This is a genomic window from Paenibacillus sp. A3M_27_13, assembly GCF_024213315.1.
GTDB classification, from domain to species: Bacteria; Bacillota; Bacilli; order Paenibacillales; family Paenibacillaceae; genus Paenibacillus; species Paenibacillus polymyxa_B.
On sequence record NZ_JANAVE010000017.1, the window covers coordinates 13,588 to 30,419 of the forward strand.

Sequence of the window (16,832 nt, forward strand, 5' to 3'; positions counted from 1 at the left end):
TTCAATGATACTCTTCTCTTATACTTAACCTTGCATAATACTATCAGGAAGAGTATCTCGCTTGATATGAGGATCGTAATTGGCGACCACAAGAATATCCATATGCCGCGCAGTGCTCAGTAACTTTTGGATAATTGTTCCTTCTCGTAAACGTTTCCATATGGGGCTGTCACTCTGACCAATAATGAGTTGGGTAGTATGATATTCATTAGCTCTGGCAAGAAGAACATCTGCAAGCTTATCAGAATGCCCAAGTGGCACAACTTCAAAATGCCCGCCTAGACGCACTACCAGGCTTTTGAGTTTCTCTTTTTTCATCAATTCCTCTTCATTCATCGTATCCGTTGGGTGTACATATGTGACAATCCATTGTGCCTTTAGTCGGAATGCAATTCTAAATCCCCGCCGGATTAACCTTTCTGCATTGGAAATCAGCTTGACGCATACGAAAATGACCTCCCGCTTATTCCAGGGTCCACGTAAGGAACTTTTGCACTCCCATGCTTCCAGACGTTCATCCACATCGTCCGCAATTTCCCGAAGCGCCAGCTCCCTTAAAGCAATTAAATTTCCAATTTTAAAAAAGTTCCCCAGAGTCTGATCTATCTTCTCCCGGGCATATATCTTTCCTTTCTTCATACGGGCTTGTAGAGCCTGCGGTGCCACATCGATCAGCTCGACCTCGTCAGCAAGGCGAAGAATGGAATCCGGGACGGTTTCCCTGACACGCACCCCTGTAATTTGCTCCACTGCATCATTTAAGCTCTCTAAATGCTGAACGTTAACGGTAGAAATGACAGAAATCCCAGCATTCAAAATTTCCAATACATCTTCATATCACTTTTTGTTTTTGCTACCGGGAACGTTGGTGTGAGCCAACTCGTCGACAAGTACCAGTTCAGGATTCCGCCGGATGATTGCCCCAATATCCATTTCTACAAGTTCTGTGCCTGAATATTTGATTTTTGTGCGCTCGATTAATGGCAGTTCTGCAACCTGCTGGATGGTTTCTTTTCGCCCATGCGTTTCCAGCAAACCATTTACAACATCAATGCCCTTTTTAAGAAGATGATTGCCCTCTCGCAGCATAGTGTAGGTTTTGCCAACTCCAGGAGCCGCACCAATAAAGACCTTGAATCTCCCCCTTTTGATTCGTCCAATTTTCTCATCCACTTCCCGTGAATTTAAGCGGTGATATAACGGGTTTTTCTTCGGATTGGTCATTTTGGCTGGCAGAATTCGCTCTCCATGGTGCTCCGCCCGATCAGCAACGATAAAGATATCCATATTTTTGGATTTTTTTAGAATGTCATTGATGACGGAGCCTTGCCAGAAATAATGTCCCGGTTGCAGTATAACGAGCTTTCGAGCATCTTGGTGCATCTTCTTTCAATTGTTCTAGAGTTAAAGCTGCGCAAGCAGTCTTCGGCATATTTAAATAAATCAACAAAGCTTATGACTGAGACAAAATTCCTTTTACAAACAATGAGACACTGTGCTTGTAGAACTCTTCCTCGGTGACGAGTTGGGACTGATATTGCCGGTGAATCAGCTCGCTCATCTGAAATCCGTAGCACATCGAGAGAAAAGACATGGCGGCAAGACGCTCATCCTGTCTGGCTATAACTTTTTTCTTCTGCAAGCGTTCAAAATATTCAACCAGCAAGGAGTGCAGCTTCACCGGCGGATCGGCCAGCACTCTGTCCAATTCGGGAAGCATTCCTTTGTCGCGGATGCCAATCAAAATGATGTCCGCATTTTTATGGAAAAACAAACGGTACTGCTGGCTTACATTCAGCAGATCGACTTCCGGATTATCGGTCGCGTCCTCTTTTAACAGCTTCTCAAATTGCGGGATATCCGAATGTCTTTCAATGATGGCTTCCAATATGCCTTTCTTGCTTCCAAATTGCCGGAAAATCGTAGATTCATTGACTTTAGCTTCCGTTGCAATGGCTTTGGTGCTTACTCCCCGATAGCCCTTCTTTTTGATGAGTCGTGTCGCGGCTTCAATGATTCTGTCTGAAGTTTGCATTGTATTTCTCCTTTTGCATATGTTAAACCTATTCTACTACAAGTTTTGCATGTGCAGCAGGGTCGGGGTTCATCATTTTCATAAACGTTTATTTAAGGCAAATCGCTTCTTTTTTCCCAGCGGCTTGGTTCCGTAATCTTGACATGATCAGGCACCAATTGCGTGAGCGTGCCTAATTTATCAAATGTAATCTGGATTCGGTCAGAGGGCAACAGCCATTGTTCGGTCTCGATTGCGCAGCAATCCGGTATCGTCCCCATTCCTATAATCGTGCCCGGGAGCGGCGTGAAAACTTTGAGAACCTCCTCCATCACTTTTGCAGGATGTGCAGAATACTCGGATGTGCTTCCCTTCCAGTGCAGTCTCTCCCCGATGCGTACATCCACATCCAGTACCAGCGGGTTGTCGATTTCATCCGGCGTAACCAGAAATGGTCCTATTCCTTTGCTGCGATCAAAATCTTTGCAGCGCGTCGGTCCGGTCAGCGCCTGGAAATCCGGCCACTGCACATCGCGGACAGTACTGTCGTTAAAAATAACATAACCTGCAATGCAGTTCCCCTTCCCTGTAACAAAGGCCAGCTCCGGCTCGATATCCAGGTAGGAAGTGTACGAAGGCCAATGAATCGTATCCCCATCGCCAATTAATGCATTATGGTTACACTTGTAATAACTGAAAGTTACTTTATTCGGATCTTTCTGGAATTTTTCGGTAATATTTCGTTTAAGCTCTTCTCTTTCCGACCCTGTATATTCTCTTTGCAGCAGATTTGCGCCAGCATTTCTCAGATGTCTTGGCGTCAGCCCAAAATCGATAAGCGCAGCCGGATTCGGAACCGGCGGCAGCAGTTTTACCGCTGCAATCGGGCAGATTTCATGTTCATTGAATTGATGCGACTGTTCGACAGCATATTGCATCAATTCCTTAGCGGCATCATAACTTGCCGGCAAATAATGAAGATAGCTGTCCATACATTCAAGACTGTCAACGAATGTTCCCTGCTTTTTCATGATTGCGGCAAAAGACACGACAAATTTCTCGTTAATTACAAGCCCAAACAAAGGTTCCTGGGATGTCTTGGTTTGAAAGGTTACTAGCTTCATGTTGCAGCGCCTCCATCCATGTAGTGTGATGTTGTTCTGTTACTATCATATAGCACAGAGAAAATGCATGCAAGCACATGCTTGCATTTCTGTTTTCCATTCTCTATAATAAAGGCATAGTCAGTATGCCTTACCCCAAAAACATATACGCAAAGGAGAATTTTCATGAAGTATGGACATATTATCCAAAAACCTCGTGTTAAATTTTTTGAAGTTGCAGATGGCGTCTTTGCCGGTATTTCGCCGTATCGCGGCATCAGTTGGGCCAATGCCGGGTTCATCAACAAGGGTGAAGGGCTGGTGTATGACACGTTCTTCGATTTGTTCCATGCGCGGGAAATGCGGGAGGCTTTTATGGAAGTAAGCAACGGCGGCTCTCCCGCATATGTGGTGAACTCGCACTATAACAGCGACCATGCCTGGGGAAACAAAGTGTTTGAAGATGCTTGCATTATTATGCACAAGGAAGCGTCCAGAGAGCGTCTCACCGAAAATATCGCCTGGATGGACAGCGTCATTAGAAGAGGAAAGGATTCTCCGGAATCGACTTCGGGCGAGCGGTTTTTTGCAGCGGAATTTGAAGGATTCGACCTGGAAGGCGTAGAATGGGTGCTCCCGAATATTGAGATAAAGGACGATATCAACATCCGTCTTGGAGATACGGAAGTTATGATTTACAACGTAGCTCCGGCCCACTCTGACAGTGACTTGCTGCTGTGGATGCCAAAAGAAAAAGTGCTGTTCGCCGGCGATGTCGTGTTTAACGGTTGTACGGCATACAGCGAAGAGGGAACCCTCAATTGGGTTAAAGTGCTTGATCGCATTATTGATGAAATTAAACCCGAAATCGTTGTTCCAGGACATGGCGCCATCTGCGGCCTGGACTTCGTGAAGGAGCAGAGAGACTACCTCCTGAATCTGCTCAGCGAGTTCAACAAGCATTACAATGGCGAAATTGATTCCTTGTCCCTGACCAAGCAAATTGATATTTCCCGCTTTCTTCATTGGATTCAGCCAGAACGCTTGTATGTTACAGTGGATATCCTATTGAAAAGCAAACGAGGGTTACCACCCCTTCCAATTTGGAACGAGGTGCCTGCTAAGCTGGAAGACATGAAAGCTTTTTTGGCCGGAAAATATGGTAATCAAATCAAGCCATGGGACCCTATGAGTGTTTGGCAAGAATAGCAATTTGAAGCTAGCCTACGAAAAACAAAAAACGGCCCTGTCGCAAACGATGCGAACAGCGGCCGTTCTTTTGAATTGTTCCACGGAAATAAAATCGGCGCTTAGAACCGATTATGAAAAAAATGGAGATGGACTTATGACTTACTAGTAGAACTCTTCTAAAACGATATAACCAAAATTTGATGTTAAGTGTATTTCTCTTCTTTAAAGGGATTCCAAGACTTTTAGCGGTAGCCACCATCACTAACCTGCCCGTTAGCTTAATGACGAATCGTCAGTCTAAGACTTTATTTTCTTAGTCTAGAACTTTGTTTTACGGTCTAATACTTTATTTTCTTTTAACATTTTTAAGGCATCTTAATAAGAAGCTTCCGGGAAAGATTAGTACCGAACAATCTTCAGCTTTATAAAATCAATAATTTCATCTCTATCTTCTTTAGTAAGTTCTCGAAACAAAGAAATAAGTTCTAGTTCCTAGGCTTCAATAGCTAAATTAAAAATAGGGTTCTTTGATACAGGCGTATCTCCAAAGATTAACCACTCTATATGGGAATTGAAGTTTTCTTTAATTGCTATAATTATATCAAGAGAGGATCTATATTTATCTTGCTCTAGTTCACTCAACGTTCCTTGAGAAATTCCAATTGTATTTGCAAACTTTATTTGATTTAAGTTGTTTGTTTTTCTAATAGTTCGAATTCGTTGGCCTATTGTAGACATAATTGCCCTCCTAAGCTAAAAAGATCCCGATATAATATCATCGGGATCTTTCTTGATGTTTGTAAAATAACTAGTTCCATACTTTTTTTACTGGTTCCACAGTTTTTTTATTGGTTCCATACATTCTTTTACTGGTTCCACACTTTTTTATCACCAGACAAAAAGTCATAATAGCAACTAAAGCTTATTCTACAGTAACACTTTTCGCTAGGTTACGTGGTTTATCAACATCATGACCCAGTGCAAGAGAAGCGTAGTAAGCCAACAGTTGGAGAGATACAACTGAAATTGCAGCAGACAGAATTGGAAGTGTCTTCGGAATGGCAAATACCTGATCCACGGACTTCAGCAACTCAACTGCGTGCTCTTCGTACGTAATCGCAAGAACATCTGCACCACGAGCCTTGACTTCCTTAATGTTGCTCACGGTTTTCTCCAACACGGATTCCTGTGTTACCAAAGCGATAACCGGAATGCCGTCTTCAATCAATGCCAGTGTACCATGCTTCAATTCACCCGCAGCATAAGCCTCGGAATGAATGTAGGAGATTTCCTTAAGCTTCAGGGAGCCTTCCTGTACTACAGCATAGTCCTGACCGCGACCAATAAAGAACAGGTGCTTGTGGCTTGCAATTTGCTCAGCATAGGCTTTGATCGCATCTGCTTTACCCAGCATCTCTTCCACTTGCTCTGGCAGGGATTCCATAGCAGCCAGCACATGAGCTACTTGCTCATCTGTTTGTGTGCCACGCACTTGAGCGAGATACAAACCAAACAGATAGAACGCAATCAACTGTGAAGAATATGCTTTAGTGGAGGCTACGGCAATTTCCGGTCCTGCCAGTGTAACCAACACATCATCTGCATCACGGGCGATGGAGCTACCGACTACGTTTGTAATCGCCAGTACATGAGCGCCATTTGCTTGTGCTTCACGCAGGGCTGCCAACGTGTCAGCAGTTTCACCGGATTGGCTCACCACGATCACCAATGTCTCTGGTGTTACGATAGGTGAACGATAACGATATTCGGATGCCACATCATTTTCTACCGGTATACGAGCCAGACTTTCAATAACTGTACGACCAATCAAACCAGCATTGTAAGCTGTACCACACGCAACAATTTGAATGTTGCGGATATTTTTAATTTGTTCTTCTGTCAGCTTCAGCTCAGGAAGAACAACTTTTTTAGTATCTTTATCGATACGGCCCAACATTGTGTCACGATAAGCCTTAGGCTGCTCGTGAATTTCTTTCAGCATGAAATGCTCATAGCCGCCTTTTTCTGCTGTTACAGCATCCCATTCGACATGAATCATTTCCCGAGAAATAAATTGGCCTTCGATTGTCATTAATTCGACAGCATCACTGGTCAAAACAGCCATTTCGCCATCGTTCAAAATAAATACATTGCGTGTATATTTCAGAATAGCCGGAATGTCGGAACCGATAAAGTTCTCGCCTTCTCCCACACCAATAACCAGCGGGCTAGCTTGACGAACAGCAACCAGCTTATTAGGCTCATGCTCTGTCAGCACACCCAGTGCAAAAGCACCGCGCATAAAGGTAATAGCTTTTTGTACTGCTTTGACGATATCCCCTTTATATTCACGCGCAACCAGATGGGAAATAACTTCCGTGTCCGTTTCGGAAATAAAGGTATGACCTTCGCTAATCAGCTGCTCCTTCAGCTCCAGATAGTTCTCAATAATTCCGTTGTGAACTACAGAGAACTTTTGGCTCTCATCCAAATGTGGATGGGAGTTTTCATCAGAAGGCTTACCGTGCGTTGCCCAACGTGTATGTCCGATACCTGCATGGCCTACCAATGGCGTACCATCCAGTTTAGCTTCCAGATTCGCCAGACGACCTTTAGCCTTGGCTACTTGCAATCCTGAATCTGTAAACACGGCAATACCCGCAGAGTCATAACCGCGATACTCCAGCTTCTTCAATCCGTCAATCAATACCTCTTGTGTATTCTGATTACCAATATATCCTACAATGCCACACATATTCGTTATCCTCCCGATCATCATTTCACAAGACGACTCATCACAGGACTAACGTGTGCGGTAGATTGCGGAATAAAGTTCATTCATCTATGAAGTTGTCAATGATAACTATAGAATTTACAGGCATCTCTTCACGAATGTAACGAAATTCCCAAACCGCGCACGCCAATGATGATGGCCGCACATTCATGAAATGAATCTTATAATTTAGGTTATAAAATAATAAAGGCATCTACCGGTGCGTTGTGTAAACAGTTGCCTGTTCATTTTCCGCTGCCGGTTTACGGCTTGATGCTTCACCGGAAGGTCCCCGCCGAATGTTTCGAACACCTTCACCTCGTCAGCTTGTTTTGTCGTGAACCGATTTGCGAGCAACTTTATCTCAACTGAATCCGTTGCTTCTCCACCAAGTTCCCCCGCACAAAATCAAGCTCTGGCGCTTGTATTACGAACCTTACAACCCTCACTTTCTCTATCTGAGTCACAGCATCCCTATATTATATTCAGCTAAGTATCATTTGGCAATGACACTTTATTCATAATTACACCATGAAGGCCATAAATCGTTAGTAAATAACCGCAAACGCCGTTGCCTGCTTCTTTTTCACAGGCAACCGACGTTTACAAAATTTTAAACTAATTCTTTCTTCACGACATCTACGATCTGACCGACAAATTGCTCCAGTTCGTCCTTATCCGGGCCTTCGGCCATCACACGAATAAGTGATTCTGTGCCTGAAGCACGGACCAATACACGCCCATTATCACCCAATTGTTGTTCCACCTGCTCAATTGCTTCTGCAATAGCAGGATTCCCCTCGTAATTGCGTTTGTCCTGCACACGCACATTTACGAGCACTTGCGGATACTGTTTCATGAGCGATTTTAGCTCACTCATTTTCTTGCCAGAAGCTTTCAAGGTATCTACCAGCTGAATCCCGGTCAGCATGCCATCGCCTGTCGTATTGTGATCCAGGAAAATAACATGACCAGACTGCTCACCGCCCAGATTAAATCCACCCCGACGCATTTCTTCCATCACATAACGGTCCCCGACCGCAGTTTTTGCAGTCTTGAGTGCCAGCTTTTCAGTAGCTTTATAAAAACCGATATTACTCATCACTGTCGATACAATGGTGCTATCCTTAAGTTTTCCCGCGCGGTTCATTGCATCTCCGCAAATGCAGAGAATATAGTCGCCGTCTACCTCTTCCCCGTTCTCATCAATCGCGATCAGACGGTCGGCATCGCCGTCAAAGGCCAGACCAATATCCGCTTTCAAGCGGCGCACTTCCTCTTTCAACTTCTCAGGATGAGTCGATCCGCAATGATCATTGATATTCAAACCGTTTGGCTCGGCACCGATGGTATGTACCTCAGCTCCCAGTTCTGCAAAAAGCTTCGGCGCCAGCTCATAAGCTGCTCCGTTTGCACAATCCAGTACAATTTTTAACCCTTCAAAAGAATGGCTAATTGTTGTTTTCAAGAACTCCAGATAATCGTAGCGGGAATGCTCGTCTACAACAACCGTTCCCAATCCGCCGCCAATCGGACGAGGCAGTTGGTCTTCTTTTGCATCCATCAGCTCTTCAATTTTCAATTCCGTTTCGTCTGTCAATTTAAAACCGTCGCCGCCAAAAAACTTAATGCCGTTGTCTTCAACTGGATTGTGTGATGCTGAGATCATTACACCAGCGTCAGCTTTCAATTGACGTGTGAGATATGCCACCCCAGGTGTCGAAACAATACCTAGACGAACCACATTAGCCCCAATGGACAGCAAACCGGCTACAAGAGCCGATTCCAGCATCAGTCCGGATATCCGTGTATCCATACCAATAACAACTGTCGGTTTCTCTACATTACCTGCTAAAACATATCCGCCGCAGCGGCCAATGCTATATGCCAGTTCGGCTGTAAGTTCCTGATTAGCAACGCCTCGTACACCATCTGTACCAAAATATTTCCCCATGTAAAATGACTCCCTTTTTTTGTCTAATAAATCTTGATTATTTACTACAGATAAAACATGTTATGGCTGACTGTTCTCCGAGGTTCCATTCGCAGAAGAATCTGCGCCGTTATGAGGATTTGTTTTATCCTCCGCAGCTGCGTTGTCCCCGGTCTTAGCGTCAGAGTCCCCACCTTGACTGCCTTGCCCCTCCTGTGGCCTCTCCTGCCCCTTTTCGCCACTACCAGAGGGGTTTGATTCATTCTCACTATTCGGATTCGTTACAGCAGGCGTAGAAGGGCTCTCAATGTTGACCGTTGCCTTTAGTTGGCCAGCATTCCCGGCTTGCGTAATATATTTAGGCAAGCCTACTTTCAGAGTAACCTCGTGTTGACCAGCCGCGAGGCCACTTACATCTGCCACCAAACTAATATCATCATTGGTTAAATTGTTTACCATATCCTGCGGGCCCTTCACAGTAACATCCATCGTCTTGCCTGCGGGCGCTGTAACAGTCGCAGTCGCTCCATCTCCTGCACCTTGTAAAACGATTGGGATGCCTGACAGCGTCCGTTCCGTATCTGTGACTTCATTGGAAGGAACGACGGTCACCTGAATTTGTATTGACCCTGGCTCGATTTTATCAGAACCTGAGGGGGCTGCCAAATTAGCTTGAACTGCACGGGTCCCCGCTTCCGTAAATTGACTTAAATCCAATGTAGCCGTGACATAAGAACTAAGGCTGCCCAATACATCCTGCGATGCATACACCGCCGCTTCTTTCACGTTTGCATTGACTTTAGAAAGCGCCAATCCGTCTGGCAACTCTCCGGAATATACAATCTTAACAGGCACAGATTTCGCCTGCTGAGTTACCGGAATTTCAACGGATACAGTGGATGGCTCAATGACCGCACTTGTAAGTTCCTGTCCCTTTTTGTTATAAGCCTTCAGTTTTACACGCTTCTGTTCAAACTTTTCTGAGATGCCATCCGTATTAACAGCCCCCTGAACGGCAGTGACGGTACTCAACTGGCTTTTGGGCAAGGTAACCTTCACGGTTTGAGGAGCAATCACAGGCTTACCAAGCTGCAATCCCGCATCTGGATTTCCCTTAGGAACTATAGATACATTAAATGATTTCGTTTGTTTTTCCTCAATCGTCACTGTAACACGGTTAGGAGTCATAGATACCAATTCCACCCCGTCCGGTAAATCCGGTTCGAGTGATAATGTTTTAGTGCCTGCTCCTAAGCCGTTTAAGTTTAGCTTTGCCTGATAATTATCCGCGAAAAAGGAAGTCAGCACAGAGCGCTGTCCTCTAACTTCCATCTTTACATGGTCAGTATCCATGGTAGACAATACATATTTTGAATCATCCAGACCACTGGCCTGAATGGCCACATTATCAATCACTTTATTATTATAAGAAACGGTCAGCGTAGATGAAGGTGTACCTGTATCTAGATGGACCATTCCCCACAGCAGAACAGCAACCGCAAGCGCCAATATCTTGGAAATCGTATTATTGTTAATCCATTTGTCCATCATGAATTTCCACGGCCTCCCCTCCGATTCCAGAATGAGCCGCGTTTTTCCTTCAAAGACGGTGTTGGCCGCAACTCCTCATACAGCTTGGAGATTAGGGATTCTTCCTTAATGTCGCGCACGACCTGTCCATTAATGGCCAAAGAAATTTGCCCTGTTTCCTCTGAAACCACGACAGTTACGGCATCCGTTACCTCACTCACCCCAATCGCAGCCCGGTGACGGGTTCCCAACTCCTTGCTGATGAACGGATTTTCCGATAATGGCAAATAACAGGCCGCAGAAGCAATCTGTTTATTTTGAATAATCACCGCACCATCATGCAGAGGGGTATTAGGAATGAAGATGTTAATTAGCAGTTCAGAACTGACTACAGCCTGTGTCTTGATACCAGACTCTGTATATTCGTTTAGCCCTGTCTCACGCTCAAATACGACTAAAGCTCCTATTTTCCTACGTGATAAATAATTCAGCGCCTTAATCATTTCTCCGATTAACTTGTTAATTTCTTCATCATCCGCAGACGAACGCCCAAATAGTTTGCCACGCCCCAACTGTTCTAGTGCACGACGCAACTCAGGCTGAAAAATAATAAAGATAGCCACCACACCAAAGGTGAACATCTGGTTCATCAACCACTTGAGCGTATACAAATCAAACCAGGTGCTAACCGCCCAAATGACAACCAGAAACAGAATCCCTTTCAACAATTGAACTGCACGCGTTCCGCGAACAAGTAAAATAAGCTGATACATAATATAGGTTACGATCAAAATGTCGATAATATCTTTAATGGACTCTTTCCAAGTCAGGTCCGCAAAATAATCCAACATGCGCATGCCCCCGCAATTTTCTGTAGTGAGTGGGTGTAATATGTACACAGTATGCTCTCTCTATCTAGGTTATAACGATCAGGCTCACGTTGCAAGCTGTGTGACAAAAGAACCGCTAAAATCAGTAAAATACAGTACAATTCGCCAGCTTCATATACAAAAAAACGCCTTTTCCAGCGGAAAGAGGCGCTCGATATCGTCCTTGCCATTTCAAGCTTCTTTTATGGAGAAGAAGGTCCCCCGAATAAATCAGTAACCTTGTACCATATCCAATCCAAGGTTTGATCAATACTTTTAACCTGTCCTGCAATATGAGCGGTGGACGCTTGATAATAAGAACCATCAATTACAGTTACATTTCCTTCCACATCGCCGTATACACGGGCTTCACCATTTTGCACTGTTAGATCTCCGGCAATGGATTTCCCTTCAGGCACAATCACAGTATCACCCTGAATAACGACTTGATCCAGTTGGCTTCCTTTGACTACCAATTGATGGTCCGTGCTAGAAAAGCTGGCCATGCTTGAGCATATAACAATAAGGAAGAAGGCAGCGGCTGTTACAGCGGGATGCCTTTTCACCCACGTCAGCATTGGCACCGCAGTCTGTCTTTTATGCGGTGGCAAAGCATTCATAATGCGAAATGTCAGCTCATCCGATACACACGGCACTTGATGATAGCGTGTACCGTAAAGCATCGCATCCGTCCGCTCCAGCTCTTTAAAACGCATGCGGCATTCCGGGCAGTCTAACAAGTGCTGTTCCAACTCATGTTTGTCCTGCTCAGACAGGTCGCCATCTAGATAGTCATGCATAAAAGAGACGGCTTGTTTGCAATCCATATGAGCCAATCCTTTCTAATATTCTTCCGTGTTTCTCAACATAACATGCTCCGGCTTAGAAACTTTGCTCATCTTACATACGTTACAACGAGCATTATGTTTCATAAAAACATCTACGCAGACTCTTTTCCTAGAATCTATGCGCATGATCTATAGCTTGTGCTCCAGTTTTTTGCGCAGAAAATCCCGGCCCCTGTGTACTCTTGTCTTAATCGTGGTGACTGGGAGATTGAGCACATCGCCGATTTCCTGTAAGGAAAGCTCCTGCAAGTACCGTAAAACCATAATCGTCCTATATTTATCCGGAAGGCTGTCAATGGCGTCATGAATTAAAGCCTGCGTTTCGGACAGAAGCGTACTCCCCTCAGGGGTAAGCTCTTCACTGGCGAGCATGGCGTACCCATCGACACCTTCCTGATCATTCATTTCAGCATCAAGTGAGTATGTAGGTTTTCTCCTTCGCAGACGATCAATGCACAGATTTGTAGCAATTCGATAAATCCAGGTTGAGAACTTCTGTCCATGATCGTATTTTTCCAAATTACGATACACACGCAAAAAAGTTTCCTGCACCAGATCCTCCGCCTCATGGCGATTACCTAGCATCCGGTAGGAAAGATGAAAAATCCGATCTTTATATAACTCGACTAACTCCGCAAAAGCTCGCTGATCGCCTTTCTGTACCAGCCTCACCAAGCGGCTTTCCATATTATCCACTCTATACTCCCCCAGACTTGCTGATGGGTTACTTACTACATGTTTATGATTATTCATCGTAGTTTAATTTTATCCGGAAATCAACTGTAGTATTGTTACTAACTGCAAGCACACCTGCCATCAATATACAAACAGCACAATCGGGCACCCCATGAGTACCCGATTGCCTGTATTCGTACAACCACACTATATCAGCCCGTATTTCTTAAGCCTGCGGCAATTCCGTTAATCGTCAACAATACCTCACGCAGCATTTCAGTGTCATCACCGTTCTGATCCCGCAGCTCCCGTAGCTCACTTAGCAATTGAACCTGCAAGTAACTTAACGGATCAACATAAGGATTACGCAACCGGATAGATTCCTGAATAACCGGCACGTCGTCCAAAATCTCGGATTGTCCGGTTATTTTCAAAATCAACTCAGATGTCAGCTTGAACTCCGCTGAAATCTGCCCGAAAATGCGCTGCCGGGCCTCTTCATTATCCGACATCCCAGCGTACTCTTCTGCAATCAGTAAATCCGCTTTAGCGATTGCCATTTGCAGTGTATCAATAAGTGACCGGAAGAAAGCAGAGTCCCTAAACATCGTTTGCAGCACTTTAAGGTTATCCTCATTGTTTTGATAGAAGCTTTGCAAACCTGTTCCAGCCGCATACCACGCAGGTAATAAGTAACGGCTTTGTGTCCATGCAAAAACCCATGGAATGGCGCGCAAGTCCTCAAAACGTTCGCTGTTCTTACGCTTGGACGGACGAGATCCAATATTCAGCTCGCCCACCTCAGGCAACGGTGTAGATTCTTTGAAGAAGTTGAAGAAATCTGGATCTCGGAAAATCAAATCCTGATACTTATCCAGTGATACTTGGGAAATGCGGGCGATAATCTCCTCCCAGCTCTCCTCAAACACTTCCTTCTTCCCGGAACGATGATATGCCACAGCCGTAATCAGCGCCGATGTTGCCTGCTCCAAGCTCCGGTACGCGATGCCTCTAAGCGAGTATCGGGATGATAGTACTTCGCCTTGCTCCGTAATCTTGATTCCGCCTCCAATCGTATGAGGAGGCTGAGCCAAAATACTGCGATTAAGTGGCATTCCACCACGACCCAGCGCACCTCCACGACCGTGGAAAAACTTCACTTTTACGCCAAACTCATTAACTACTTCCGTAATGCTATTCATAGCGACCCGAAGTTCCCAGTTCGCTGTAACCACACCGCCATCTTTATTACTGTCCGAGTATCCCAGCATAATCTCCTGAAGCTGGTCCATCGCAGCCACAGATTGTCGATATACAGGCAAGTTCATCAATCTTCTCATAATATCAGGTGCAGCATGCAGATCATCTATCGTTTCGAACAAAGGGACGGATTGCAGCGTACAGATAACAGTACCATCCTTCTCGATGCGGAACAGGCCTACCTCTTTGGATAAGACCATAACCTCCAGTAAGTCACTGGCTCCCTGAGTCATACTGATCAAGTAGCTTGTAATGGACTGCTTGCCGAATTCCTCCTGAGCCAAATAAATCGTACGATATACGTCAAGACATTCCTGTGTGCTATCGCTATATTTTAAATACGGTGAAGTAATCGGACGAGGTTCATTCAGCAGCTTTTCCAGCAGATTTATTTTTTCTTCTTCTGACAGCTTACTGTAATCCGACACAATATTCATTTTAGAAAGAATTTCAGTCATCGCATTTTCATGTTCTTGACTATGCTGACGCACATCCAGCGTAGCTGTGTGGAATCCAAACAACTCTACCTGGCGAATCATCTTTTGAATATATGTGTTTGCTACATAATCGGCAAAATGATGACGCAGGCTGTTATCAATAACATTTAGGTCTGCAATGAGCTCTTCCGCAGAGTTATAACGCTCATTGGTGCCCTGTTTGCTTTCATCCAGGATGTTGTTCACTTTAGCAATCATAAATGCTAGTTTAATGCGATAAGGCTCTTTTTCGTTATGCCATACTTCCATCTTTTTAAGTGTAATGTGAGTACGGTCTTCTTCAATAGAAGCCAGCAGATCATCGGAAACTCGCACAATGCTGGTGCTGAAACTCAAGTAACCCATGAGTTCCTTTAACGTGTGCTGATATTCTCTCAAAGCCAACTTGCGCTGCATACGTAACGTTTCCCAAGTCACATGAGCTGTCACAGACGGATTGCCGTCTCGGTCTCCACCGATCCAGGAACCAAATCTCAGATAAGTGGGTATGTGCCATTTTTGTTCGGGATAATATTTGTCCAAACATCGTTCCAATTCTTGGTACACATCTGGGAGTACATGAAACAAGGTCTCGTGAAAATAATACATTCCATTTCTTACTTCATCTAATACAGTTGGCTTGCGATCACGTAGCTCATCTGTCTGCCACAGCGTAATTACTTCGTTTAGCAGATTCTCCCGTACCTGTTCCCGCTCACGCAAGGTAAGCATCGGATTATCCAGCAGCATGACGTCCTCGGAAATGCGCTTGTGGATATCCAGAATTACTCGTCGTGTCGCTTCTGTAGGATGTGCGGTCATGACCAGCTCCAAAGAGAGCTCTTTCAGCAAGTTGCTAACGTCCTCAGCGGAGAAGCCCCCTTGTTTAAGCTCCTGAACGGAACTTTCAATGGAACCGGGCTGAACATCTTCACCAGCGGAATGCTCATAATCCCGCTTACGACGAATACGATGGTTTTGCTCAGCGATATTCACCAACTGAAAATAAATCGCAAACGCGCGAATAACCTGGTGACGAATATCCGTATCCAGTCCGCTGACCATTTGTTTGAAATTCTCATACAACTCCGGCTGATACCCGGCACGTAACGATTTACTTGTCTCACGTATTTTCTCCACGATATCCAAAAGTTCGTTGCCACCCTGATGAACCAAAACCTCACCAAGAATATTCCCTAGAAAACGAACGTCCCGCCGTAGCAGATTGTTGGATTGGTTTTTGTTAGCGGTTAACGTAAGCTCAGTCATGCTTTTCCCCCCATCTGATCTGTTCCACACCATATACAGTTATAGCAAAGGTACGTATACACACGAAATTTGACACTTTCTTAACATCATACAATAAAAACGCATGAAAAGCTGCAAAATTTACAGTAAAAAATCATCTTTTTGAATTACTTCTTTCGAGAAAATATTGGATTTTTATGAATAAATATGAAATTAATAAATAGTAATGAATGTATACACTAGTGATGCGTGAAACATTATGCACAGTCTCTTATAAAGAGTGTGTTTTTAAAGGTACAAATTCATGCGACATAGTGTGTATATGTTTATTATTTGTTGACAAAGTCAACTCCATTAGCCTTCTATCCACAAAGATATACACAAATTAGCCATTTTCTCAGTGTTTCTAAGGTATTTCCTCTTTAACACTTCGCTTTTTACCCACATAAATAAAGGGAAATGTGCACAACCCAAGAGCAACTGTTGAGTTATCACCATGAATTCGTACCATAATAGCTATAGGATTCCTATATTTAAAGGATTTGATCACGAAATTAGCCTTACTGCAGGAGAAAGGGGAACGTTAGAGGGGAAATTCGGGATCTAGGTGTCAAAAGTAACAAGAGCCTATGTACAATATGCACAAGTCATCCCCAACTGTGCATGACAGGAGACATAATTGCACTAGCTTATATACATAGAAGTAAATGTAATGTGGACAAAATAAAAAGAAGCCTTTCGGCTTCTAGGTAATCGGTAAGCGGGTGATGGGAATCGAACCCACGCTATCAGCTTGGAAGGCTGAAGTTCTACCATTGAACTACACCCGCAAAATAGTATCGGGATGACACGATTTGAACATGCGACCCCCTGGTCCCAAACCAGGTGCTCTACCAAGCTGAGCTACATCCC

Annotated in this window: 11 protein-coding genes, 2 tRNA genes and 1 pseudogene; 1 reads left to right on the top strand and 13 read right to left on the bottom strand. The window is 44.4% G+C overall.

All coding sequences use genetic code 11. The features are described from left to right. Window positions 1–24: 24 nt before the first annotated feature. The 3 genes and pseudogenes from NLX82_RS27265 to NLX82_RS27275 form a co-directional block, all read right to left on the bottom strand. Window positions 25–1,332: pseudogene (locus tag NLX82_RS27265) on the bottom strand (histidine kinase); the annotation flags it as partial. A 121-nt stretch (window positions 1,333–1,453) separates the two neighbouring features. Then, complete coding sequence (locus tag NLX82_RS27270; protein WP_053326174.1) at window positions 1,454–2,035, bottom strand: TetR/AcrR family transcriptional regulator; 582 nt, start codon at window positions 2,033–2,035, stop codon at window positions 1,454–1,456. 92 nt (window positions 2,036–2,127) lie between these two features. Continuing rightward, complete coding sequence (locus NLX82_RS27275) at window positions 2,128–3,138, bottom strand: fumarylacetoacetate hydrolase family protein (RefSeq protein ID WP_071558190.1); 1,011 nt, start codon at window positions 3,136–3,138, stop codon at window positions 2,128–2,130. A 165-nt stretch (window positions 3,139–3,303) separates the two neighbouring features. On the opposite strand from NLX82_RS27275, the gene NLX82_RS27280 reads away from it, so the two are divergent. Further along, entirely contained in the window at window positions 3,304–4,326 is a 1,023-nt protein-coding gene (locus NLX82_RS27280) for an MBL fold metallo-hydrolase (RefSeq protein WP_028542635.1), read from the top strand. Between the two features lie 474 nt (window positions 4,327–4,800). Here the strand turns inward: NLX82_RS27280 and NLX82_RS27285 are convergent, their stop codons facing one another. The 10 genes from NLX82_RS27285 to NLX82_RS27330 form a co-directional block, all read right to left on the bottom strand. Next, on the bottom strand, window positions 4,801–5,046 hold the full coding sequence (locus NLX82_RS27285) for a helix-turn-helix domain-containing protein (protein WP_081376924.1): 246 nt from the start codon (window positions 5,044–5,046) through the stop codon (window positions 4,801–4,803). A gap of 184 nt (window positions 5,047–5,230) precedes the next feature. Further along, window positions 5,231–7,063 carry a glutamine--fructose-6-phosphate transaminase (isomerizing) gene (gene glmS / locus NLX82_RS27290; protein WP_071643165.1) on the bottom strand — a complete coding sequence of 611 codons (1,833 nt, stop codon included), beginning with the start codon at window positions 7,061–7,063 and terminating at the stop codon, window positions 5,231–5,233. A 631-nt stretch (window positions 7,064–7,694) separates the two neighbouring features. Then, complete coding sequence (gene glmM / locus NLX82_RS27295; protein ID WP_013312125.1) at window positions 7,695–9,035, bottom strand: phosphoglucosamine mutase; 1,341 nt, start codon at window positions 9,033–9,035, stop codon at window positions 7,695–7,697. A gap of 60 nt (window positions 9,036–9,095) precedes the next feature. Further along, window positions 9,096–10,565, bottom strand: coding sequence for a CdaR family protein (locus NLX82_RS27300; protein WP_069081027.1), 1,470 nt, complete (start codon window positions 10,563–10,565; stop codon window positions 9,096–9,098). Continuing rightward, window positions 10,562–11,395 (bottom strand): diadenylate cyclase CdaA, encoded by an 834-nt coding sequence (gene cdaA, locus NLX82_RS27305; protein ID WP_013312127.1) that lies wholly within the window; start codon window positions 11,393–11,395, stop codon window positions 10,562–10,564. Before cdaA ends, NLX82_RS27300 begins: the two co-directional genes overlap by 4 nt. Before the next feature lie 221 nt (window positions 11,396–11,616). Further along, the gene (locus NLX82_RS27310; RefSeq protein ID WP_013312128.1) at window positions 11,617–12,240 is read right to left on the bottom strand and encodes an anti-sigma factor; all 624 of its coding nucleotides are present in this window, start codon (window positions 12,238–12,240) and stop codon (window positions 11,617–11,619) included. Between the two features lie 150 nt (window positions 12,241–12,390). After that, complete coding sequence (sigW, locus tag NLX82_RS27315; RefSeq protein WP_254349304.1) at window positions 12,391–12,957, bottom strand: RNA polymerase sigma factor SigW; 567 nt, start codon at window positions 12,955–12,957, stop codon at window positions 12,391–12,393. 191 nt (window positions 12,958–13,148) lie between these two features. After that, on the bottom strand, window positions 13,149–15,941 hold the full coding sequence (gene ppc / locus NLX82_RS27320) for a phosphoenolpyruvate carboxylase (protein ID WP_053326180.1): 2,793 nt from the start codon (window positions 15,939–15,941) through the stop codon (window positions 13,149–13,151). 738 nt (window positions 15,942–16,679) lie between these two features. Then, window positions 16,680–16,750: transfer RNA gene (locus NLX82_RS27325), tRNA-Gly, on the bottom strand. Between the two features lie 9 nt (window positions 16,751–16,759). After that, a tRNA-Pro gene (locus tag NLX82_RS27330) sits at window positions 16,760–16,832 on the bottom strand.